This is a genomic window from Arcicella rigui, from assembly GCF_034929435.1.
GTDB classification, from domain to species: Bacteria; Bacteroidota; Bacteroidia; order Cytophagales; family Spirosomataceae; genus Arcicella; species Arcicella rigui.
Map to the genome: position 1 here is coordinate 18,761 of NZ_JAYFUM010000033.1, position 21,196 is coordinate 39,956.

22 protein-coding genes are annotated in these 21,196 nt (G+C 37.8%); 6 read left to right on the plus strand and 16 right to left on the minus strand.

What is annotated here, in order from left to right; all coding sequences use genetic code 11:
* Position 1: 1 nt before the first annotated feature.
* On the plus strand, positions 2-1,261 hold the full coding sequence (locus VB248_RS21880) for a glycosyltransferase family 4 protein (protein WP_323298975.1): 1,260 nt from the start codon (positions 2-4) through the stop codon (positions 1,259-1,261).
* The gene (locus VB248_RS21885; protein ID WP_323298976.1) at positions 1,258-2,019 is read left to right on the plus strand and encodes a glycosyltransferase family 2 protein; all 762 of its coding nucleotides are present in this window, start codon (positions 1,258-1,260) and stop codon (positions 2,017-2,019) included. The genes VB248_RS21880 and VB248_RS21885 overlap by 4 nt, the downstream gene beginning before the upstream one ends.
* Here VB248_RS21885 and VB248_RS21890 read toward each other — a convergent pair.
* A complete protein-coding gene (locus VB248_RS21890) occupies positions 1,994-2,428 on the minus strand; it encodes a hypothetical protein (protein ID WP_323298977.1) in 435 nt (144 codons plus the stop codon). The two genes, VB248_RS21885 and VB248_RS21890, sit on opposite strands and share 26 nt — an antisense overlap.
* A gap of 350 nt (positions 2,429-2,778) precedes the next feature.
* On the opposite strand from VB248_RS21890, the gene VB248_RS21895 reads away from it, so the two are divergent.
* Positions 2,779-2,910 carry a hypothetical protein gene (locus VB248_RS21895; protein ID WP_323298978.1) on the plus strand — a complete coding sequence of 44 codons (132 nt, stop codon included), beginning with the start codon at positions 2,779-2,781 and terminating at the stop codon, positions 2,908-2,910.
* 459 nt (positions 2,911-3,369) lie between these two features.
* Here VB248_RS21895 and VB248_RS21900 read toward each other — a convergent pair whose 3' ends face one another.
* The 5 genes from VB248_RS21900 to VB248_RS21920 all read right to left on the minus strand — a co-directional run bounded on the left by VB248_RS21900 (position 3,370) and on the right by VB248_RS21920 (position 7,924).
* The gene (locus VB248_RS21900; protein ID WP_323298979.1) at positions 3,370-4,422 is read right to left on the minus strand and encodes a sugar phosphate isomerase/epimerase family protein; all 1,053 of its coding nucleotides are present in this window, start codon (positions 4,420-4,422) and stop codon (positions 3,370-3,372) included.
* Positions 4,423-4,450: 28 nt separating this feature from the next.
* The gene (locus VB248_RS21905; RefSeq protein WP_323298980.1) at positions 4,451-4,852 is read right to left on the minus strand and encodes a four helix bundle protein; all 402 of its coding nucleotides are present in this window, start codon (positions 4,850-4,852) and stop codon (positions 4,451-4,453) included.
* 96 nt (positions 4,853-4,948) lie between these two features.
* Entirely contained in the window at positions 4,949-6,094 is a 1,146-nt protein-coding gene (locus VB248_RS21910) for a Gfo/Idh/MocA family protein (RefSeq protein ID WP_323298981.1), read from the minus strand.
* Between the two features lie 80 nt (positions 6,095-6,174).
* Positions 6,175-7,113, minus strand: a complete 939-nt coding sequence (locus tag VB248_RS21915) for a polysaccharide deacetylase family protein (RefSeq protein ID WP_323298982.1) — start codon at positions 7,111-7,113, stop codon at positions 6,175-6,177.
* A 253-nt stretch (positions 7,114-7,366) separates the two neighbouring features.
* Positions 7,367-7,924 carry an SPOR domain-containing protein gene (locus tag VB248_RS21920; protein ID WP_323298983.1) on the minus strand — a complete coding sequence of 186 codons (558 nt, stop codon included), beginning with the start codon at positions 7,922-7,924 and terminating at the stop codon, positions 7,367-7,369.
* A 156-nt stretch (positions 7,925-8,080) separates the two neighbouring features.
* Between VB248_RS21920 and murB the strand changes: the two genes are divergently transcribed.
* From murB to VB248_RS21935, 3 genes are all read left to right on the plus strand, one after another.
* Positions 8,081-9,097, plus strand: a complete 1,017-nt coding sequence (gene murB / locus VB248_RS21925) for a UDP-N-acetylmuramate dehydrogenase (protein WP_323298984.1) — start codon at positions 8,081-8,083, stop codon at positions 9,095-9,097.
* A 13-nt stretch (positions 9,098-9,110) separates the two neighbouring features.
* Positions 9,111-9,920 (plus strand): 3-deoxy-8-phosphooctulonate synthase, encoded by an 810-nt coding sequence (kdsA, locus tag VB248_RS21930; protein WP_323298985.1) that lies wholly within the window; start codon positions 9,111-9,113, stop codon positions 9,918-9,920.
* Positions 9,921-10,124: 204 nt separating this feature from the next.
* The gene (locus tag VB248_RS21935) at positions 10,125-11,510 is read left to right on the plus strand and encodes a DNA/RNA non-specific endonuclease (protein WP_323298986.1); all 1,386 of its coding nucleotides are present in this window, start codon (positions 10,125-10,127) and stop codon (positions 11,508-11,510) included.
* Positions 11,511-11,572: 62 nt separating this feature from the next.
* Here VB248_RS21935 and gyrB read toward each other — a convergent pair whose 3' ends face one another.
* From gyrB to VB248_RS21985, 10 genes are all read right to left on the minus strand, one after another.
* The gene (gyrB, locus tag VB248_RS21940) at positions 11,573-13,540 is read right to left on the minus strand and encodes a DNA topoisomerase (ATP-hydrolyzing) subunit B (protein ID WP_323298987.1); all 1,968 of its coding nucleotides are present in this window, start codon (positions 13,538-13,540) and stop codon (positions 11,573-11,575) included.
* 347 nt (positions 13,541-13,887) lie between these two features.
* Complete coding sequence (gene purH, locus VB248_RS21945; RefSeq protein ID WP_323298988.1) at positions 13,888-15,408, minus strand: bifunctional phosphoribosylaminoimidazolecarboxamide formyltransferase/IMP cyclohydrolase; 1,521 nt, start codon at positions 15,406-15,408, stop codon at positions 13,888-13,890.
* Between the two features lie 237 nt (positions 15,409-15,645).
* Positions 15,646-15,933 (minus strand): DUF983 domain-containing protein, encoded by a 288-nt coding sequence (locus tag VB248_RS21950; RefSeq protein ID WP_456062057.1) that lies wholly within the window; start codon positions 15,931-15,933, stop codon positions 15,646-15,648.
* Positions 15,934-16,097: 164 nt separating this feature from the next.
* Positions 16,098-16,541: an OsmC family protein gene (locus tag VB248_RS21955; RefSeq protein WP_323298990.1), complete on the minus strand. Its 444-nt coding sequence runs from the start codon at positions 16,539-16,541 to the stop codon at positions 16,098-16,100.
* Positions 16,542-16,563: 22 nt separating this feature from the next.
* The gene (locus VB248_RS21960) at positions 16,564-16,770 is read right to left on the minus strand and encodes a YgaP family membrane protein (RefSeq protein ID WP_323298991.1); all 207 of its coding nucleotides are present in this window, start codon (positions 16,768-16,770) and stop codon (positions 16,564-16,566) included.
* Between the two features lie 23 nt (positions 16,771-16,793).
* The gene (locus tag VB248_RS21965) at positions 16,794-17,030 is read right to left on the minus strand and encodes a hypothetical protein (RefSeq protein ID WP_323298992.1); all 237 of its coding nucleotides are present in this window, start codon (positions 17,028-17,030) and stop codon (positions 16,794-16,796) included.
* An 11-nt stretch (positions 17,031-17,041) separates the two neighbouring features.
* Complete coding sequence (locus tag VB248_RS21970) at positions 17,042-17,365, minus strand: rhodanese-like domain-containing protein (RefSeq protein ID WP_323298993.1); 324 nt, start codon at positions 17,363-17,365, stop codon at positions 17,042-17,044.
* 165 nt (positions 17,366-17,530) lie between these two features.
* On the minus strand, positions 17,531-19,327 hold the full coding sequence (locus VB248_RS21975; protein ID WP_323298994.1) for a D-alanine--D-alanine ligase: 1,797 nt from the start codon (positions 19,325-19,327) through the stop codon (positions 17,531-17,533).
* A 256-nt stretch (positions 19,328-19,583) separates the two neighbouring features.
* A complete protein-coding gene (locus VB248_RS21980; RefSeq protein ID WP_323298995.1) occupies positions 19,584-19,835 on the minus strand; it encodes a NifU family protein in 252 nt (83 codons plus the stop codon).
* 74 nt (positions 19,836-19,909) lie between these two features.
* On the minus strand, positions 19,910-21,013 hold the full coding sequence (locus VB248_RS21985) for an Mrp/NBP35 family ATP-binding protein (protein ID WP_323299005.1): 1,104 nt from the start codon (positions 21,011-21,013) through the stop codon (positions 19,910-19,912).
* Between the last annotated feature and the right edge of the window lie 183 nt (positions 21,014-21,196).

Sequence of the window (21,196 nt, forward strand, 5' to 3'; positions counted from 1 at the left end):
TATGAAAATCACGATTTTAAGCACTTTTGATACTTTTGGCGGAGCATCCATAGCAGCATTTCGCCTCAATAAAGCCTTAAATGACAATGGCTTAGACTCAAAAATGATCGTTCAAGATAAAAAAGGCAAAGCTCCCAACGTTGAAACGATTGCAACAAACTGGTTTTTGAAAAAAGTAGCTCTTGCAAGATTCGCTTTCGACCGCTATCAATTTGCTTTTTATGAAAAGTCCAAAGCAGTAAGATTTATCTTTTCTCAAGCAAAAATCGGTATTGATGTTAGTCAAAATACTTTGATTAAAAAAAGCGATATTATTCATTTGCATTGGATAAATTTCGGTTTTCTTTCGCTCGATGCTATTCAAAAACTTATCGAAACGCAAAAGCCCATTGTTTGGACTTTGCACGATATGTGGCTTTTTACGGGTGGTTGCCATTATTCAAGAGATTGTACACAGTACCAACAAAGTTGTGGCAATTGCAGTGAATTTCTGAAAAAACCCTCCCCTACCGATTTGTCGAACCAAGTTTGGCAAGCCAAACAAAAGCTATTGCAAAATGCCAATATCAGCGTTGTGGCTTGTAGCCAATGGTTGGCCGAAAAAGCGAAAACGAGTGCTTTATTAAAAGGTAAGAAAATTGTTTCGATTCCAAACCCAATTGATACTTCATTGTTCAAGCCGACCGAAAAGCCAATTGCTCAACAACATTTTCACTTAGACCCTACCAAACGCTACATCCTTTTTGCGGCAGCCAAAATCAGCGACGTTCGGAAAGGATTTGCTTATTTCAAAGAAGCTTTAGAGATTTTGAAAAAGGAATATTCAGTTGATAACAAGGCAGTTGAACTCATTATTTTCGGACAAACTCAAGCCAGTGATTTTGAAAACTTACCTTTTAAAGTAAATGCTTTAGGTAAACTTTCCGACTTAGCAACCATTTCCTTTGCGTACTCGGCAGCTTCTGTATTTGTGATTTCGTCTTTAGAAGATAATTTGCCCAATACCATTATGGAATCTTTGGCCTGCGGAACGCCCGTTGTTGGCTTTGAAACGGGGGGCATTCCTGAAATGATTGAGCATCAACAAAATGGCTATTTAGCTCCTTTCAAATCGGCCGAAGGACTGGCAAAAGGCATTTTTTGGACGTTATATCAAGCTGATTATGAATCGCTTTGTGAAAATGCAAGAAAAAAAGTACTTTCAACTTATGCCGAAGAAGTCGTAGCCCAACAGTACCAAGCCTTATATGAATCATTATGATAAAACTAAGTATCATTACCATTACTTATAATGCCGAAAAATTTCTAAAAAGAACCATCGAGAGTATCGTGGCTCAATCGAACCAAGATTTTGAGTACATTATTATTGATGGAAAATCGAAAGATGCAACCTTAGCCATTGCTAAAGCTTACGGTGAAAGAGTAAACCTGTTGGTATCTGAACCCGACAAAGGTTTGTACGATGCCATGAATAAAGGTTTGCGCTTGGCTTCGGGCGAATTTGTGTGGTTTATGAACGCCGGCGATGAAATCAACGATAGCGAAGTAGTAGCCAATTTGATACAATCTTTGGCAGAAACCAACGCCGATGTGTTTTATGGCGATACGTATTTTGTAGAAGAAAATGGCACAATTCAAGGTTTACGTTCGGAAATTACACCCCATCGTTTACCTAAAAATCTCAAATGGCAAGACATGAATTTGGGGATGTTGGTTTGTCATCAAGCCTTTATTGCCCGTAAATCCATCGCTCCATTTTACTTAGAAAACAACCTCAGTGCCGATGTTGACTGGGAAATTAGCTGTTTGAAACGAGCGAAAAAAGTACAATTTTTGGATATTGTTGTGGCGAAATATTTGGTTGGCGGTATTTCAAACAAACAACTGAAACGCTCTTTAATAGACCGTTATGAAGTACTCAAAAAGCATTTTGGCTTGTTTGGGGCAATTTTGGCACATATTCAAATCACCATTCGAGGGGTCAAACTCATACTCAAAAAGGGTGGGAAGTATTGGTAGGCATCATCAAAAATGTCCGTGCTTCCAGCGACATGATTTCTTCTTTTTTGTAAAATAACAAAGCCCTGTCACGCAAGGCGTATTCGCTACTGAGAAAAGCATTGCACGTGTCAAGTAATGCTTTATCTCTACCAAAACTATCCAAAAAAGCCTCCACGGTTTTCAACCAAAACCACGTAAGCGTTTCGTGGTAGCCCCTTTCAAAACTCACAACTCCACCCACCGAGCTATTGAATAAAATAATTCTTTGTCGAACCAACAGCATCGCCTGCGTAAGGTTGTATTGACGCAGATACCAAACGCCCATTGCCAAATGAGCCTCGTGCGTCCAAGCCTCAAGAGGTAAGGTACAAGTATTGAATTTTTCGATTAAAGATTCTATTTCAGATTCGGAGTGGAAAAGTCGCATAGGATTTTGTGATTGAAGAATGTGGATTTTATATATCAAGATTTATGATACGATTGGCACAGTGTATCATGATAAATCCAGAATTTATATTAACGATTTCAACAATTGTGAAGTTATATTATAATTTTCATAATTAAAACAGTATTTTTTTATAAAAATACAAAATCCTGTTCCCAGCTACCAACCCAAGCCCTGAAAGGGCGAAATCCATCAACACATGGCAAAGCCTTGTGCCACCGCTACCCTACCATGCCCAGCTACCAATCCCAGCTACCAAACCCAAGCCCTGAAAGGGCGAAATCCCACAGCACAGGGTAACACCCTGTGGCTGTGGCGTGTGGTTATGAGATATGGACGACGTTCATGTGAATATGACAGTTCACGTTTCTCAATGGGCATTACCCATTGTTGATAGATGTCGCCCTTTCAGGGCTATGGGATTTTCATTTTCGCCTTCTTCAATGGGCGATGCCCATTGTTGATAGATGTCGCCCTTTCAGGGCTATGGAATTTTCATTTTCGCCTTCCTCAATGAGCGTTACCCATTGAGGATAGATGTCGCCCTTGCAGGGCTATGGGATTTTCATTTTAGCCTTCTTCAATGGGCATTACCCATTGTTGATAGATTAAGCCCTTGCAGGGCTATGGGATTTTCATTTTCGCCTTCTTCAATGGGCGTTACCCATTGTTGATGGATTAAGCCCTTGCAGGGCTATGAGATTTTCATTTTAGCCTTCTTCAATGGGCATTACCCATTGTTGATAGATTAAGCCCTTGCAGGGCTTGGGGATTTTCTACTTTGCTACCTCAGCAATGCGATATTAGTACTTATGTAATGCAGAAAGTTATCATTAAAAAACTGTGCATAAATATAAAACCTCATAAGCAAGCTTATGAGGTTTTATATTTCCGAAATCAGAAATCCACAATCCCAAATCGAATTAGATTCCCAAAATCTTCTTATTCAATTCAATATCTGCACCACCGCCAGCGAAGTCGTCGAATACTTTAGACGTAGCTTGGATAATGTGTGAATCAATAAATGGAGCTCCTTCAGTTGCACCTTGAACGGGGTCTTTGATAGCACATTCCCACTCTAACACCGCCCAGCCATCGTAGCCGTATTGGGTTAGTTTCGAGAAAATAGAACCAAAATCTACTTGTCCATCACCCAAAGAACGGAAGCGTCCAGCACGATTTACCCATGATTGATACCCACCATAAACGCCTTGTTTGCCCGTAGCATTAAATTCAGCATCTTTTACGTGGAACATTTTGATTCTTTCGTGATAGAAATCAATGTATTGCAAATAATCTAAGCACTGCAATACAAAGTGCGATGGGTCGTAAAGCAAGTTTGCACGTTTGTGTCCGCCTACTTTTTCCAAGAACATTTCAAAAGTAACACCATCATGCAAATCTTCACCTGGATGAATTTCGTAGCAAAGGTCAACGCCAGCGTCTTCAAAAGCATCCAAAATTGGCAACCAACGGTTTCCTAATTCTGTAAAGCCTTGTTCTACCAAACCCGCAGGACGTTGTGGCCAAGGATAAACCGTATGCCACATCAATGCACCAGAGAAAGTAGCGTGAGCATTCAAACCTAAGTTCTGAGATGCTTTGGCCGCCCATTTTAACTGCTGCACTGCCCATTCGGTACGAGCTTTTGGATTTCCTTTTACTGCATCTGGAGCGAATCCATCGAACATTACATCGTAAGCAGGGTTTACTGCCACCAACTGTCCTTGCAAGTGCGTTGAAAGTTCGGTGATTTGGATACCTTTATCCGCCAATTTTCCTTTCAATTCGTCACAGTAGGTTTTCGACTCGGCAGCCAATTGTAAATCGATTGCACGAGCATCCCAAGTAGGGATTTGTACGCCTTTGTAGCCCAAATCAGCTACCCAAGAAGTGATAGAATCAAGCGAATTAAACGGCTCAGTATTATCTAAAAATTGTGCTAAAAATATAGCAGGGCCTTTGATTGTTTTCATGAAAAATTGTGAGTTGTGAATGAGTGAGTTAAGAGTCAATACCCTTTTTTTTCAATAATTCTCCTGTTGTTTTTCTGGATTTTGAAAGAATTTTCAAAACTTCATGTCCTTCATCCATTAAGCTTTTTAGCTTTGCTTCATGGAAAAAGTTAGCATCAATTGAATATTCCAACCAAAATATACTTTCATCAAGTTCTTCGATGACAATACTTAATTTTGCAAAAAACTCTTTATTACTTCTGGCTCTTCTTGCAGCTCGATAGTTTGCAACTGACGATGCTGACGAACGAGCTAATTGTCGAGCAATATTTTTAGCAGATAAAGATTTCGAAAATAGTTCATCACATACAGGAATACATCTGAGTCCAAAGTTTTTAATTCTTTGGAACATTCTTTCTGCAAATTCATGTTGTGTATGGCTATTTTCCATCAATCATCTGTTTAGTGTAGTTCAAAAGAGTGAGCTGTGAATTAATGAATGCTACTAAAATATTCACTAACTCACTAATTCACAACTCACTAAATATTATACCTTCGTCCAGCTTTGGCTTCTGTGGCTGTCGAGGATTCTTTCGCAGATTAATAATTCTCTATAACCATCCGCAAAAGTTGGGAATGTCGGATTTTCTGGTTGTTTGCCTTCTGCTACGGCTGCATAAACTTCTTTGAACAATTGTTTAGAAGTATCAGGGAAGCCTTCGTTATGACCACCCGGGAATGTCATAATCGCTCTTGCTTCTGGGTATGCCAAAGAAGGGTCACGCATTAATGACTGGTTGTAACCATCACGATTACCAATCCAGATTTCGTTTGGTGCTTCTGAATTGAAAGCAAAAGTTTTATTTGAACCCGAAATTTCTAATTTCAATTGGTTTTTACGACCCGCCGAAACTTGTGAAACCGTTACTGAACCACGGTTGCCGTTGTCGAAACGCAACAATACATTGGCGTGGTCTTCCGTATTAATAGGTACATCGGCATAATCTTCTGGTTGAAGCATTTTGCCTGAGTACGTTTCTACGGGTTTCAAAGGCTTTTTACGAGTTTTGTGAATCGTATTAAAATCGGCCATTACTTCTACCGTTTTCAAGCCAGTGATGTACTCGATAATGTCCATCAAGTGCGAACCAATATCGGCAATCGCACGAGAATCGCCCGATTTATCTGGTTCTAAACGCCAGTTGTAATCTGTTTCGTAAAACAACCAATCTTGCAAATACGAACCCAACACCGAATATACTTCGCCCAAATCGCCTTTTTCACGCATAGTTTTCATTTGGCGAACCAAAGGATAATAGCGTAAGTTGAAGTGAACCGCATTAACCAAACCTGTTTCTTTTGCTAAAGCAACCAATTCTTCTGCTTCATGTAAATCTTTCGCCAATGGTTTTTCGCAAACCACGTGCTTACCAGCCAACAAAGCCGCTTTCGATTGAGAGTAATGCAAGAAATTAGGCGTACAAATATGCACAGAAGCAATATCTTCCATCGCCAACAATTGTTCGAACGTACAAGGACGCTCGATACCCAATTGGGCAGCTTTAGCCGTAGCTAATTCGATGTTTACTTCACAAAGGGCTGTAACTTCTACATTGGGGAGTCTTCTAAGAGCTTCGATGTGTGCAGGACCGATAAAACCAGTACCAACTACACCAACTTTAATTTTTGACATGAGTTAAAGATTTGGATTTGGGGATAAATTAATTTGATTGTTTTATGTGTTTTGATTCTGCGAATATGCAGAAAAAGTAATTATTTTTCTTTAGAAATTAAGTTTGAAACATCCCAAAGTTGCCATGCTTTCTTTTTTATATCAGCTTCGTTCTTTTTTAGTTGAGATAAAAACAGTTTCAAACCCAGTGGTTCATTACCGTTGGCATGGACTAATACCAAACTTCCTTTGGTAATCAGTTGTCCTTTTGCCAGCCAAGCATCGCTTCCAAGTGGAAGTAATCCATAAGAAAGTATTTGGTCGAATATGGCTTTACTTGACACTAAACCCGGAAAGCGAAAATAAACAGAAGGAATAAGCTTATTCTGCAACATGGCTTGTTCGTTCAACAATACTTCATCGGCGATGACTGTTCCTTTTTCAAGTAGAAAATTGTCTCGTAATGGTAACTTCGGGTCATAGTGATGATTGAAACTATGATTGACCCAAGTAATCGTTAAATTACCTGACGCTTCTTGGCTTATCAACCACTTTAAGTCGCTTTGGTGACTTTTCATCCAAAGTCCTGTTATGGTAATCGTAATAGGTACTGGAAGCTCCGATACTTCAAAAGCTTTAATAACCTGCTTGAAGAAATTTCTATCAAGTGGTTTGGTAGATGGACATAAATCTACGGTTAAGCTAAAACCATTTAAAGTTGAATCGCTTTTCTCAATTCCTGCATCTTGAAGGGTATAATCTTTATGCTTTTCAACATTCCAAGCCTTCAAGTAATTTGTCTTTTGATACTGCTGAGTTACTTCATCCCACTTCAAAGGTTCAGCTTTAATATCCTTGACAATACTTGTTTTTAATGTATTCGGATTAATACTTAGGTAAAAAACTTCTCCGTTCTGTATCCATTTTCTACAAAGTAATTCATCATTATACCTTCCGAAAAACACTTGATAATCATTGAATTGGGCAAAAGATTGGTTGAATACTAAAACCGAAATCGCTAAAACCAAAAAGTATTTCATCTTCAAAACAGCATGATTTTATTAATTTCAATGCTTCTATAATGCTTAACTAAGCCCTATCTACGCTTTACAAAAGTAAAGAAGAATTCAAATAAAGTTATGTTGACTTATCAGCAATGTATTGTGAATAGTTTTCAAATTTACAGAATAAATAATACCCTGCTAATATTTTTTCAATTTAGCAGGGCATTTAATGTATCAAAATGATAAAATAAAAATTAATTAAAGCCCATCAGGGCTAATTTTCGGAAAGCTATTTTACCATAATTCCTCTTTTGATTTCTACTTTATCAGGTAAAATTAGGGCTGAGGGATACAAGTCTTTTATACTGGCAAAGTATCGCTCGGCATCCATTCGGTTGAGGAAATCGCCAATTTTTACTTTATAAATCGGCTGTTGATAAGTTAAGTAAGGAAAAATTTCTGGATAAGTCTGATAAGTAAAAATCTTGGCTTCGTCGGCAAGCTTGCGGTCGTTTCCTACATAAATCTGGATTCTGAAACCATTGGCAAAGCGAACACTTTTGTTTTTCAGAGCAATGGTATCTAAAATAGCATCTAATTTTTTGTTGATTTGTAGTGGACCTTCGCTGGTATAAGTCTTGCTTACTTTGGCTTTGGCGGCATTCAAACTATCATTTTTCTGATTTAAAGCCTTGTACCTGGGTAAATATAGAGCTAAATCTTCTTCATAAACTTTCTCGTTTTTTTTATGAGATGTGTTTGAAGTACTTCCTGAACTTACTTTCGACGAACAAGCACTTATCAAAAGTGATATAATAGAAAGGCAAACAAAGAGCAATCGTTGCATGGATTTTCAGTTTTAAAAAAAATTTGGTGGCTGAAATAAGAAGTATTCATCAAAGATACAATTTTTGACAAAAACTTGAAATACCCTTTTTCATCGTAACTTTGTTGAGTATATTATGATTCAGCCAATCATAAATTCTGATTCCCCAAAAGCTTTATGAATATTCAAGAAAATGTTTCTTTAAAACCCTACAATACTTTCGGATTAGAAGCCACAGCGAGCTACTTTGTGGAAGTAAGTACCGTCGATGAATTAAAGAATGTACTTCAAAACCCAGCTTTTCGTGAAGAGGAAAAGCTTTTTTTAGGTGGTGGAAGTAACCTTTTACTGACAAAAAACTACGAAGGACTGGTCGTAAAAATTGCATTGAAAGGCAAAGAAAAGATTTTTGAAGACGAAAACCATGTACTTATCCAAGCTGGAGCAGGCGAAATTTGGCATCAATTCGTGATGTTCTGTGTGGAAAATCATTACGCAGGCATCGAAAACCTATCGCTGATTCCGGGTACGGTTGGGGCTGCTCCTATGCAAAATATCGGGGCTTATGGTGTAGAAATCAAAGACATTTTTCACGAGTTGCAAGCCCTCAATCTGGAAACGCTTGAGGTTGAAACTTTTACTTTAGCCGATTGTCAATTTGGTTATCGTGAAAGCGTTTTCAAGCACACTTTAAAAGGAAAATATGTGATTGTTTCAGTTACTTTTCGTTTAAATAAAGTACCCACTTTTAAAACGGCTTACGGCGATATTCAAAAAACCTTAGCCGAAATGAATGTGACGGAACTTTCTATCAAAGCCATCAGCGATGCCGTGATTGCCATTCGTAAAAGTAAATTGCCCGACCCAGTCGAAATAGGTAATTCGGGAAGTTTCTTTAAAAATCCAGAAATTCCACTTACACAATACAAAAATTTAATCGAATCTTTTCCTACTTTACCAAGTTACCCTATCAACGAAACCACCGTAAAAGTACCAGCAGGTTGGCTAATAGAGCAAGCAGGTTGGAAAGGATTTAGAGATGGACAAATCGGTGTTCACGCTCGTCAAGCCTTAGTTTTGGTCAATTATGGCGGTGGAAATGGCAATGAAATAAAAAAATTAGCCGAAAAAGTACAGCAAACTGTTTTGGATAAATTTGGTATTAAATTGAATCCAGAAGTAAATTATATTTAAAAAAATCTCAAAAATGAATATCCCAAAATTAAAACATACCGAAAACAATAATTTCTTCCTCATGGCAGGAAGTTGTGCCATTGAAAGCCGTGATTTGGCTTTTGAAATCGCCGAAAAAATCAAAGGTATTACCGACCAATTTGGTATTCCTTATATTTTCAAGGGTTCGTACCGCAAGGCAAATCGTACCAAATTAGATTCATTTACAGGCATCGGCGACATCGCTGCTTTGGAAATTTTACAAGAAATTGGCAATCATTACGATTTACCAACGGTTACGGATATTCACGAATCACAAGAGGCAGAAATGGCTGCCAAGTATGTGGACGTGCTACAAATTCCAGCGTTTTTGTGTCGTCAAACTGATTTGTTAGCGGCGGCGGCTCGTACAGGCAAGGCAGTAAATATCAAAAAAGGACAATTTATGGCAGGCGTTTCAATGAAATTTGCCGTTGAAAAAATCTTGCATGAAAACCCTTCGGCACAAGTATTTTTAACAGACCGTGGTAATTCTTTTGGCTATGGCGACTTGGTGGTTGATTATCGTAACATTCCTGAAATGCAAGCACATGGTGTGCCTGTGGTAATGGACTGTACGCACTCTTTACAAAGACCCAACCAAACTTCGGGCGTTACGGGCGGACAGCCCAAAATGATTGAAACCATTGCCAAAGCGGCTATCGCCGTAGGTGCTGATGGTATTTTTATCGAAACACATCCAAATCCTGCTATCGCAAAATCTGATGGTGCGAATATGTTGCCTTTAGATAAATTGGAAGAATTATTAGAAAAACTCGTTCGAGTACGCCAAGCAGTGATTTAATTGAGTGAGTTGTGAATTAGTCAATTGTTAATTAGTGAGTTAGTGATTAATTTTAAATTTGAGTATAATCATTCATTATTAAAAATCAATCACTAATTCACAATTCACTTAATCACAATTAAAACCAATCACTAATCCACAACTCACTCAATCACAATTAAAAATCAATCACAATTATATATAACCTCTTATTTTCCAAAAACAATGTTCAGAAAAAACCCTTTTTTAACTTTTCTTGGAGTAACGATACTGCTTTATACAAGTGTAATTTCTCCTTCTTTTGCCTTTCAAGAGCCAGCCAAAACTGCTCCTAATTTTCCAGAAAAATTTGAAACTGCCTCGAAAGGACGTTATGAAACCGACGTAATTACTACGCCTTCTGGCGAATGGAATTTAGACAATGCCGTAATCGGAAGTGCAGAAAACGACCAAAAGAATGGTGAGAAATCTGTACGCATGAAGGAAAAAGCAAAATTGACTATGAATTTTGACATTCCGACGGGCATTCAGCAAGTGAAGTTGAAATATGGCGTTTATCAGTTGGATGAAGGAAGTAGTTTTGAACTTTGGGTTTCGTCGAATGCTGGAAAAACTTGGTCAAAAGTTGGCACAAGTATCAAAGCGACAGATAAAAAATTAAAAATTCTTACGATTGACGTAAATGTAGTAAAGGCAAGTCGTATCGAAATCAGAAAAACGGACGGAAGTGAAAACCGTTTGAATATCGACGATATTAGCATTATTACTTATTCAACAGGTGCGAAAGTAACAAATACGCCCACCACCGCTACGATTACCAAAGAAAATAGCACGGTTAAAGTAAATATAATTCCGAACCGTGATGATAATTTAGCTTTAGGGAATCCATCAAAAGCTGTGACCAATGTGGCTTCGCCCAATAATTATTTGATGACAAAAACGGCTTATTCGCTTTCGTACAACAAAAGTAAAGGCATTGCCAATTGGGTTTCTTGGCACTTGAGTAAAGCTTGGAAAGGTGATGCGGCTCGTCAAAATAATTTTCGTCCAGATAATACTTTGCCTACTGGCTGGTATCAAGTAAGTCCAAGAGATTATTCAGAAACTGGTTTTGATAGAGGTCATTTATGTCCTTCCGACGACCGTGATGGAAATCCAGAAGATAATCAAGAGACTTTTTTGATGACCAATATGGTACCTCAAGCTCCAGAAAATAACCGTGGCGTTTGGAAACATTTAGAAGAATATGCTCGCACTTTGCTCGACCAAGGCAATGAATTATATATTTTGGCTGGTACTTTAGGACAAGGCGGTACGGGAGCAAATGGAACAGCCAAAACAATTGGCAAAAACGATAATGTACTTGTACCTGCTTCTGTTTGGAAAGTGATTGTTGTTTTGCCTTTGGGCGATAAAGACATTAGTCGTATCAATACAAAAACCAGAGTAATTGCTGTAAATATGCCCAATATCAACACCGTTGGCGGAGACGATTGGCGAAAGTACAGACTTTCAGTGGATGAATTAGAACGCCTAACAGGCTACGATTTTCTATCAAATGTTTCACCCAGTATTCAAGCTGTTATTGAAGCTGGTGTAGATAAAGAGTAAAAAATAACTGGGCTGTTTTAGAAACAGCCCAGTTATTTTTCTATTGATATTTCAGTTATTAACTACACATCAATCTTAGCATACTTCGCATTCTTTTCGATAAACTCTCTGCGTGGTGGTACTTCATCGCCCATCAACATTGAGAATAAATGGTCAGCTTCTACTGCCGATTCGATATTTACTTGTTTCAAAGTACGAGTTTCTGGGTTCATCGTTGTTTCCCATAATTGCTCGGCGTTCATCTCTCCAAGACCTTTGTAACGTTGTACCGATACTGTATCTTCTTTTGCATTTCCTGCAATACGTTTTACCGCCTGCTCACGTTGTGCTTCAGTCCAACAATATTCCATTTGTTGTCCTTTTTTCACTTGATACAAAGGAGGTTGAGCAATGTAGATATATCCTTTATCCAACAAATCTTTCATATAACGGAAGAAGAACGTAAGAATCAAAGTTCTGATGTGAGAACCATCCACGTCGGCATCGGTCATAATGATGATTTTATGGTAACGTAATTTTTCAGTATTCAAGGCTCTTTCGTCGCCATCTTTTCCAAAACTTACACCTAAAGCTGTAATTACGTTTTTGATTTCTTCACTTTCGTAAATCTTGTACTCTTGAGCTTTCTCAACGTTCAAAATTTTACCTCTTAATGGCAAAATCGCTTGGAATGCACGGTTACGACCTTGTTTTGCCGTTCCACCTGCTGAGTCCCCTTCTACTAAGTACAATTCGCAAACGTGTGGGTCATTATCAGAACAGTCAGCCAATTTTCCTGGTAAAGAGTTTCCACCTAAAACGGTTTTACGCTGAACCATTTCACGAGCTTTACGAGCTGCATGACGAGCCTGTGCTGCTAAAATTACTTTGGCTACAATCTGGCGAGCTTCTTTTGGATGTTCTTCCAACCAAGATTCCAACATATCAGACATTGCCGCCGAAACCGCACCCGAAACTTCACCGTTACCTAATTTTGTTTTAGTTTGTCCTTCAAACTGAGGTTCAGCTACTTTTACCGAAATAACGGCAGTTAAACCTTCACGGAAGTCATCCCCAACAATATCAATTTTTAATTTATCTAAAGCTCCTGACTTATCAGCATAGTTTTTCAAAGTGCGAGTTAAAGCTCCACGGAAACCTGCTACGTGTGTACCGCCTTCGATAGTATTAATGTTGTTTACATACGACACTACGTTTTCTGAGTACGAAGTATTGTACATCATCGCTACTTGCACTGGTACGCCGTTTTTATCGCCTTCCATATAAATGGGTGCTTCGATGATTTTATCACGAGTAGCATCCAAGTACAAAACGAATTCGCTCAAACCACCTTCCGAGAAAAATAAATCACTCTTAGGTTCGCCTTTTTCATCTAAATCACGAAGGTCAGTCAAACTGATTTTGATACCTGCATTCAAGAATGAAAGTTCACGTAAACGACCCGCTACGGTTTCGTACTTATATTCAGTTACTGTAAAAATTGATTCATCTGGTTTGAAAGTCACGGTTGTTCCATGAAGTTCAGTTGTTCCAATTTCTCTTACAGCGTACTGAGGAATACCAATTTTATATTCTTGTTCAAATATTTTTCCTTCACGATATACCGTAACTTTCAAATCCGTAGAAAGAGCGTTCACACAAGAAACCCCCACACCGTGCAAACCACCAGATACTTTATAAGTGTCTTTATCAAATTTACCACCAGCGTGAAGTACCGTCATTACCACTTCCAAAGCAGATTTTTTCTCTTTAGTGTGCATACCCGTCGGAATCCCACGGCCATTATCTTCTACGGTAATTGAGTTATCAGTATTGATGGTTACTTTAATTGTATCGCAATGCCCTGCTAATGCCTCATCTATCGAGTTATCAACCACTTCCCAAATTAAGTGGTGAAGACCTTTGAATCCTGTATCGCCGATATACATGGATGGGCGTTTTCTTACTGCCTCTAAGCCCTCAAGTACCTGTATGTTATCGGCATCATAATTGGCTCTACTGTTTACTTCTGGTTCTTGAATTTCTGACATATTTAATTCGATTTTGAAAGATAAACGCTCATTTTTACCATTCCTGATAGTCTAAATGAAAAAATCTATGCTTCCACTTTCATTTATATTTTTTGAAGATTTTTGTATCGTGGTCTTTAAATCACACAATCGGCTTTATTTCCAATGAAAAAGTAAAAATACAAAAAACCTATCAATTCATCTAACGTTTGTTGATGTTTACATAGATTTTGGGCGAAAAAGAGGGCTTTTTTTCAGAATTGATGAATTGATTTTTTAGCTTTCATTTATCAACCCAAAATAATGCAAAAAACCTCGCTCAAAACCAGAGCGAGGTTCTTTAAAAAATCACCTTATTTTTAGGAATCTTAGTGTTTAAAGTGTCTAACACCAGTCATCACCATTGCCAAGCCGTTAGCGTCGCAATAGGCTACTGAATCTTTGTCTTTGATTGAACCTCCCGGCTGAACTACCGCAGTAATTCCAGCTTTGTGGGCAATCTCTACGCAGTCAGGGAATGGGAAGAAAGCGTCAGACGCCATTACTGCTCCTTGTAAATCAAAACCAAATTCACCTGCTTTTTCAATCGCTTGTTTCAAAGCATCTACTCTTGAAGTCTGACCAACACCAGATGCCAACAATTGACCTTCTTTCGCTAAAATAATTGTGTTTGATTTAGTGTGTTTACAGATTTTCAAAGCAAATTCTAAAGCACGCAATTCTGAATCAGTTGGTGCTTTCGTTGTTACTGTTTTGAAATCCGCTACGGTTTCTGTTGCTAAATCTTTATCTTGTTCCAAAACGCCATTCAATAATGTTTTGAACATCATTTTTGAGTTTTGTACTGGTTTACGTTTCAATAAAATACGGTTTTTCTTCGATTTTAATACCGTCAAGGCTTCTTCTGTGAAATCTGGAGCAATTAAAATTTCAAAGAACAAAGTATTCATTTCTTCTGCCGCCGCTTTATCAACCGTTCCGTTGGTTGCCAAAACGCCACCAAAAGCAGAAATGGTATCACAAGCAAAAGCATTCAAATACGCTTGGTGAACAGTTTCAGCAGAAGCTACACCACAAGCGTTGGTATGTTTGATGATAACGAATGAAGTTTCTTGGAATTCGTCCAACAAAGTAATACAAGCGTCAACGTCCACAAGGTTGTTGTACGACAATTCTTTCCCGTGCAATTTATCAAACAATGCCGCTAAATCACCGTAGAAAGTAGCCGATTGATGTGGGTTTTCACCATAACGAAGGGTACTTTGTGGCAACGATTTGAAGTCGTAAATATCTGTTTTATTGCCATTGAAATACGCATGAATAGCTGTATCGTAATGTGAAGAAGTACCAAAAGCCAACATCGCAAAACGCTTGCGGTCTGATAAATCAGTAGCACAGCCTTTTGCTTGTAAAATAGAAAGTACTTCGGCATATTGTGTACGTGACGAAACTATCAATACGTCGTTGAAGTTTTTCGCTGCACCACGAATTAATGAAATACCGCCAATATCAATTTTTTCAATAATATCATCTTCAGATGCACCACTCGCAACAGTTTCCTCGAAAGGATATAAATCAACAATTACTAAATCAATTGAAGGAATTTCGTACTGTGCTGCCGTAGCTACATCGCCTTCATGGTCACGGCGATAAAGAATACCACCGAAAACTTTTGGATGAAGTGTTTTTACTCTTCCTCCGAAAATAGAAGGATAACTTGTTAGGTCTTCAACTGCCGTAACAGGAATGCCTAATTCTTCAATAAAAGTTTGCGTACCACCTGTCGAGTATAATTTCACTCCATTTTGATGAAGTAATTCGACAATCGGAGCGAGTCCGTCTTTGTAATAAACCGAAATAAGAGCTGATTGTATTTTTTTGGAAGACATGATTTTGGGATTCTGAGCAGTAAATATTTACCTAAAACTCAAAGATTATTCAAAAGAAGATGCAAAATTAATAGTTTTTGTATTTTAAGAGGTACTTTCAAACAATTTTATCCCCGATTCCTTATTTTTTTAGATGATTTTCAATTATTTAGCCCTCAAGCTGTCTTCAAAAAGACAATTTGAGGGCTAAGTTGACTAAGAATGGCTTTTGTTCCTAAAAAGCCTTGATGTAATCTTTTATTTTTTAAATGCTGATTTTGTACTGGCTTCTACTCCTTTGTAGCTCATAAACATATTTGCCCAAATAAGTCTGGCAAACCTGAAAAAAGGAGGCAAAACTACTATCAGTACTGGTACTAAAAACTTGAGTACTGTATCCACATCTACTTCTAAAATCACCACAAAGCCCACGAAAGTAGTCACAATCAATGCTACATAAAGTGCATAACTGACATACATTGCTCCTGTATAAAAACCTTGTTCGGGTTCTAAATTTGTACCGCAAACAGGGCAGTACTTGTTCATGTGAGCAAACTTTTTGAGATTATAAGGATTATTGGTTTCAAAAAAATTCCCCTCGTGGCAGCAAGGACATTTATTGAAAGCAATGCTATATATTTTTGACTTCTCGGGCATTGTCTGAAATGTTTAGATGAAAGATTTAGGTAAATACTTTTCTGAAAATTAGCTCAGGCTACAACAACTTCTTGTACCACAATTTTGGGTTCAAGAATTACTTTAGCTTTTATTGAATTTGAAATTAAACAAGCTTTTTCGCTCATGTTGAGTACTTTCAAGGCTTTTTCTTCTTGTTCTGGATTTTGAATTGTTAAAGTAGGACGTAAATAAATTTCCATCATCATAAATTTACCTTCTACTTTATCTAAAATACCTGTTGCTGATGAATGAAATTCGATAAATTCTAATTTTGAATTTTCGGCTATTGCCAAAAATGTGGTCATCAAACAAGCATTCACAGCAGCCACAAAAAGATGCTCTGGAGACCAAACGCCTTCTATTCCCTTCGGAAATTCTGGCGGTGTGGCTACTTCAATACTTTTACTTAATACTGGCGAAGATACCGTTCCCTTACGGTCTTCGTTCCAAGATAAATTTACTTCGTAAGTGTACATAATCTAAGTTATTTAAAAGGAATCACTTTTTCGCAGGACAAGTATTAATCCCAAAAATCGTGTAAAGCGGACAAAAACTGATAAGGCTCGTCAATAAAAAAATACCTGCAATTACCATGGCTACGATACCTACGGTTTCGGAAATTGTTCCTGAAAAGTATAACACAGCAGCTACAACTGCTATCAAGATTCGGATAATGCGGTCTGCACCGCCCATATTTGCTTTCATGGTTTTGTCGTTTTAGTGTAATTTTACTTAATCTCCTCAAAGTCAATACTTTCAACTTTAGCAGAAGGTTTTTCTTCTTTTGGTTGAATATTACAACCACCCATTGCACAGCCTGTATTCATCACGGCTTGGTAAATAAAAAATGCCCCAAGCAAAGCCCAAACAGGTGTTTGCTGTTTAAACGCATCCCAAACAATGTATGCCCCAATCAGCAAACGAGCTACTCGCATGATTCCCCAATTCTTTGTGATATTTTCCATTATTTTTAGTTTTAATATGGCCAGCTCATCAAACCTCCCGAAAGATTATACACTTTTGTAAAACCCAAATCTCCCATTACTTTACAAGCCTGTCCACTCCTATTTCCACTTCTGCAATACACTAAATAAGTTTTATCTTTATCCAGTTGCCCTACTTGCCACTGAAAACTTCCACTTGATACATTGACATTGATTGCCCCTTTGATTGCCTTTTGTTGAAACTCCGCTGGTGTTCTCACGTCAATCACAACGGTATTTTTTTCACTTAATAAGCCTTTAAATGCTTCCGCAGAAAGGTTTTCGTAATTCTTCTTAGTTTTAAAAAAGTCGAACATATTCTTGTTGATATTTAGATTCTTAATTGATAGCACAAAGTTCAACTTCAAAGACCAAGCGTACAGTGACAAATGTTACAGAGCAGGGAAAATGAGAAAAAAAATTCTTGTAAAATAAAAAAGCCAGAGAAAAATTCTCTGGCTCAAATAAATATCTTGTATTGTTTAAATATAAACTGGTAAATCCAAAGTAATGTCGTTCGTACAAATTGACGTTAAATCTGCTATTTCAAGCAATTTTTCACGAGTGATTTTTTCTACTGTTCCTACTTTTTTACCTGTATAATGTAGCGTGATTTTTTCAGCATTAATTCTGGTTTCTGCAATCAAAGGATGAATTGAACCATCTAAAACAGCAACAATATCTTCAGCAAATTCCTTGAACATCAAATTGGTTGGCAACAAGTACAATTCTTCTTTCAAATGATTTTCACCTGTTACAAAAACAGGTACTGGATAAAACTCCGTAGAAGCCGCCAATGTTGAATATACTTTTCGGGCTTTTACAAAACTTTCTTCTTGCTCTTCTGCCGAAAAACCACCGAAAATAACGGCTACTTTTTGGCGGTCGTCAAGCTCTTCGATTCTTTTTGCAATGGCAGCATCCAATTTGCTTAATAATTGCTGAAACTTGAAAGTATTTTTGCCTGTACGCATTCTTTCACGAATCGACTGACGAATGAAGTATGTGATAGAATCCGTTACGTTCAAGCCAATTTCTGCCATTTGTTTGAAAATGATAGAAGTCGGCGACATTCCAGGAATGGTATTTGGGTCGTGTAAAAGTACTTTTCCTTCTGGCGTAACAAAACCGTCGATACGAGTACAAACGCCAAATTTCAAAGAATCAAACGCTTTTTTCACATCCGCTTGTACTTGTTGGTTATTTTCTAAAGAAGTTCTAATCGGGATTTTTTTACGAGTAGCCGACGATTGATATTTTGCTTTGAAATCAAATACTTCAACATTGGCTACGATTTCGGTTGGAGGCAAAGCAACCGATTCGCAATCTGGATTTTGAATCACACCACAGCTAAATTCTTGTCCTTTCACGAAACCTTCAATCAAAACGGCATCTTCCGAATTCATCGAAATTAAAGCTACATTTTCTTGCGATTGCTCGAAATGGGAAGAAATTTTACTCAACAAATCGGCAGGATGATACACCACTTCGCCATTCATCGACACGGGCAAACCGATTCCTTCATCCAAATTTGCCATTCTTTGTACAAATTCCTGATGCTCAACGCTGTTCCATTCTTCCAAAGATACTTCTCTGATAAACAAACATTGTTTTACCGCTTTTACAAAATCTTCGACCTCATCTTTTTTCACAAAAGCCACTCCAATTGATGAACCTTGATGCGGTGCTTTTACCACGAAAGGCAAACCTACTTGGGCTTTTATTTCTTCAAAAAGTTCGGTAGCGTCTTTACTTTCAAAATAAGTACGGCTGAGTGTTGCAGTTTTTTTATCTAAACCAACTGCCAAACGAATTAAATCGTTTTGGGCAATTTTATCAATTCCAACCGACGAACCCATCAAACTTGGCCCAGAATACGGTACGCCGTACCATTCCAACAAACCTTGAATACTTCCGTCTTCGCAAGCTGGCCCGTGCATGGCGATAAATACAAAATCAAATTTCTTTGAAAATTGCTCTGGCGTAATGCGTTCGCCTACTTCTGCAATGATTTTATTTAATTCTTCTTCCGATAATTCGCCCAAAGATTCAACATAAATACTGTAATCGCCTTGATATGATTTTGGAGGATAAAAATCACGAATGGAAGCCGAATAAACTAACTCAGGATTTAAAATGATAAAATTGCCCAAACCATCCACAAAAACAGGAATTGGTTCAAACAAGGTTTTATCAATATTTTCCATTGCGGTTTTGCCACCAGCAAAACTGATTTCACGCTCACGAGCAGGCCCGCCAAAGAAGATGCCTATTTTCATAAAAGGATTTTGATTTTCAATGTTGAATGGATGAAATAAAAAATGGGTAAATTTTTAAGAGTAATTGGGAAATGGTAATTGATACAGAATCTTAATTATCAATCATTTGCCATAAATAAAATATCTCTCTAAAAAAGACCGAAATCCGAAAGCCGACGACCGAATTCCGAAAGCCTCTTCCACAAGCAAAGTTAAGAAAAAACCCTTGTAGTTGTGTGCTACAAGGGTTTTTGATTTATCAAGCATTTCTACACGATTACATATTTACGGCTTCTACTTTGATAATTTCGGGTACTTCACGAAGAATGGTTTCTTCAATGCCACCACGGAAAGTCATCGCAGACATCGAACACGCACTACATGCACCCGTCAATTCTAAGCGAAGGACATTGCCATCTACGATTTCGAGTACTCGTACATTTCCTCCGTCGGCTACCAAATATGGTCGAATTTTATCTAAAGCTTTTTCTATTTTTTCCTGTAAAGGAGATTCAACGGTTGTTTCCATAAAATGTATTACATAAGACAAGCAAATTTCTTATGTGTTTTGATGGTAATATTTCTCTCAAATATAAGCAAAAATTACACTTTCACTTGTACAGGTTTAGTCTTTTCTTTTGTAGCATTTCTAATCGCTACTTGTTGTGCCAACAATTCAGCCGTATTTCTGAAAGCCGTTGCAATAATACTATCGCTCATTACAGCAGGTTTTCCTTCGTCGCCTGCTTCTCTGATACTTTGTACCAAAGGAATTTCGCCTAATAATTCTGTTTCGTATTTAATGGCTAAATTCTTTCCGCCATCTTTTCCGAAAATATAATACTTATTATCTGGCAATTCTTCTGGCGTAAAATATGCCATGTTTTCAACTACGCCTAATACTGGCACATTGATTTGTGGCTGACGGAAGAACATCAAACCTTTTGTAGCATCTGCTAAAGCTACTTTTTGTGGCGTTGTTACGATTACCGCACCCGTTACTGGTACTAATTGTACCAAAGAAAGGTGAATGTCAGAAGTACCTGGAGGAAGGTCAATCAATAAATAATCTAATTCTCCCCAATAAGTATCACTAAAAAACTGACGCAAAGCCTGTGTAGCCATTGGGCCTCTCCAAGGCACTGGATTATCTTGTGGAGCAAGGAAACCCATCGAAATCATTTTGATGCCATATTGCATGATTGGCTGAATCATATTTTTGCCATCAATTTGGCTTACTAAAGGTTGCATATCCTCCGCACCAAACATTACAGGAATGGAAGGCCCAGAAATATCGGCATCAATAATTCCTACTTTAGCCCCTGACTGCTTGAGAGCCATTGCTAAATTGGCTGTTACTGTCGATTTCCCAACGCCACCTTTACCCGAAGCAATCGCTATAATATTTTTTACATTAGGTAAAAGCGTAGTTCCCATTCTTGAAGAAGTAACGTCTGCTGTTATGTCGATAACAACGCTTAGGTTTTCGTCAACATGAGTATGAATCGCTTCTTCACATTCTTTGCGGATTCTTTCTTTTAATGGACAAGCTGGCGTAGTAAGTACCACCGTGAAACGAACTTCACCAACGCCCAGTTCAATGTCTTTAATCATATTGAGCGTAACCAAATCTTTCTTTAAATCTGGTTCTTGTACCGTTGATAACGCTCGGATAATGTCTTCTTTTTTTATTTTTAAATCGCCCATTTTATATTTTAAAGGTTTTGCTTCTTTCATTAAGTAATGCTTGAGTAGCTGAAAGAAGTTCCTTTTTTTGTCTAAAAAACTCTTCGATAACTCTGAACAGCAAAGATAAGTGCTAAAATTTCGTTTATGATAAACTGCGGTGAAAAAAGCACTTATAAAATCTTCTTGTACTTCCACAAGCAT

What these genes read in the sequence shown, in the direction of transcription:
- VB248_RS21880 (WP_323298975.1), top strand. Translation starts at nt 2, where the DNA reads ATGAAAATCACGATTTTAAGCACTTTTGATACTTTTGGCGGAGCATCC.
- VB248_RS21885 (WP_323298976.1), top strand. Translation starts at nt 1,258, where the DNA reads ATGATAAAACTAAGTATCATTACCATTACTTATAATGCCGAAAAATTT.
- VB248_RS21890 (WP_323298977.1), bottom strand. Translation starts at nt 2,428, where the DNA reads ATGCGACTTTTCCACTCCGAATCTGAAATAGAATCTTTAATCGAAAAA.
- VB248_RS21895 (WP_323298978.1), top strand. Translation starts at nt 2,779, where the DNA reads ATGGACGACGTTCATGTGAATATGACAGTTCACGTTTCTCAATGGGCA.
- VB248_RS21900 (WP_323298979.1), bottom strand. Translation starts at nt 4,422, where the DNA reads ATGAAAACAATCAAAGGCCCTGCTATATTTTTAGCACAATTTTTAGAT.
- VB248_RS21905 (WP_323298980.1), bottom strand. Translation starts at nt 4,852, where the DNA reads ATGGAAAATAGCCATACACAACATGAATTTGCAGAAAGAATGTTCCAA.
- VB248_RS21910 (WP_323298981.1), bottom strand. Translation starts at nt 6,094, where the DNA reads ATGTCAAAAATTAAAGTTGGTGTAGTTGGTACTGGTTTTATCGGTCCT.
- VB248_RS21915 (WP_323298982.1), bottom strand. Translation starts at nt 7,113, where the DNA reads ATGAAATACTTTTTGGTTTTAGCGATTTCGGTTTTAGTATTCAACCAA.
- VB248_RS21920 (WP_323298983.1), bottom strand. Translation starts at nt 7,924, where the DNA reads ATGCAACGATTGCTCTTTGTTTGCCTTTCTATTATATCACTTTTGATA.
- murB (WP_323298984.1), top strand. Translation starts at nt 8,081, where the DNA reads ATGAATATTCAAGAAAATGTTTCTTTAAAACCCTACAATACTTTCGGA.
- kdsA (WP_323298985.1), top strand. Translation starts at nt 9,111, where the DNA reads ATGAATATCCCAAAATTAAAACATACCGAAAACAATAATTTCTTCCTC.
- VB248_RS21935 (WP_323298986.1), top strand. Translation starts at nt 10,125, where the DNA reads ATGTTCAGAAAAAACCCTTTTTTAACTTTTCTTGGAGTAACGATACTG.
- gyrB (WP_323298987.1), bottom strand. Translation starts at nt 13,540, where the DNA reads ATGTCAGAAATTCAAGAACCAGAAGTAAACAGTAGAGCCAATTATGAT.
- purH (WP_323298988.1), bottom strand. Translation starts at nt 15,408, where the DNA reads ATGTCTTCCAAAAAAATACAATCAGCTCTTATTTCGGTTTATTACAAA.
- VB248_RS21950 (WP_456062057.1), bottom strand. Translation starts at nt 15,933, where the DNA reads ATGAACAAGTACTGCCCTGTTTGCGGTACAAATTTAGAACCCGAACAA.
- VB248_RS21955 (WP_323298990.1), bottom strand. Translation starts at nt 16,541, where the DNA reads ATGTACACTTACGAAGTAAATTTATCTTGGAACGAAGACCGTAAGGGA.
- VB248_RS21960 (WP_323298991.1), bottom strand. Translation starts at nt 16,770, where the DNA reads ATGAAAGCAAATATGGGCGGTGCAGACCGCATTATCCGAATCTTGATA.
- VB248_RS21965 (WP_323298992.1), bottom strand. Translation starts at nt 17,030, where the DNA reads ATGGAAAATATCACAAAGAATTGGGGAATCATGCGAGTAGCTCGTTTG.
- VB248_RS21970 (WP_323298993.1), bottom strand. Translation starts at nt 17,365, where the DNA reads ATGTTCGACTTTTTTAAAACTAAGAAGAATTACGAAAACCTTTCTGCG.
- VB248_RS21975 (WP_323298994.1), bottom strand. Translation starts at nt 19,327, where the DNA reads ATGAAAATAGGCATCTTCTTTGGCGGGCCTGCTCGTGAGCGTGAAATC.
- VB248_RS21980 (WP_323298995.1), bottom strand. Translation starts at nt 19,835, where the DNA reads ATGGAAACAACCGTTGAATCTCCTTTACAGGAAAAAATAGAAAAAGCT.
- VB248_RS21985 (WP_323299005.1), bottom strand. Translation starts at nt 21,013, where the DNA reads ATGGGCGATTTAAAAATAAAAAAAGAAGACATTATCCGAGCGTTATCA.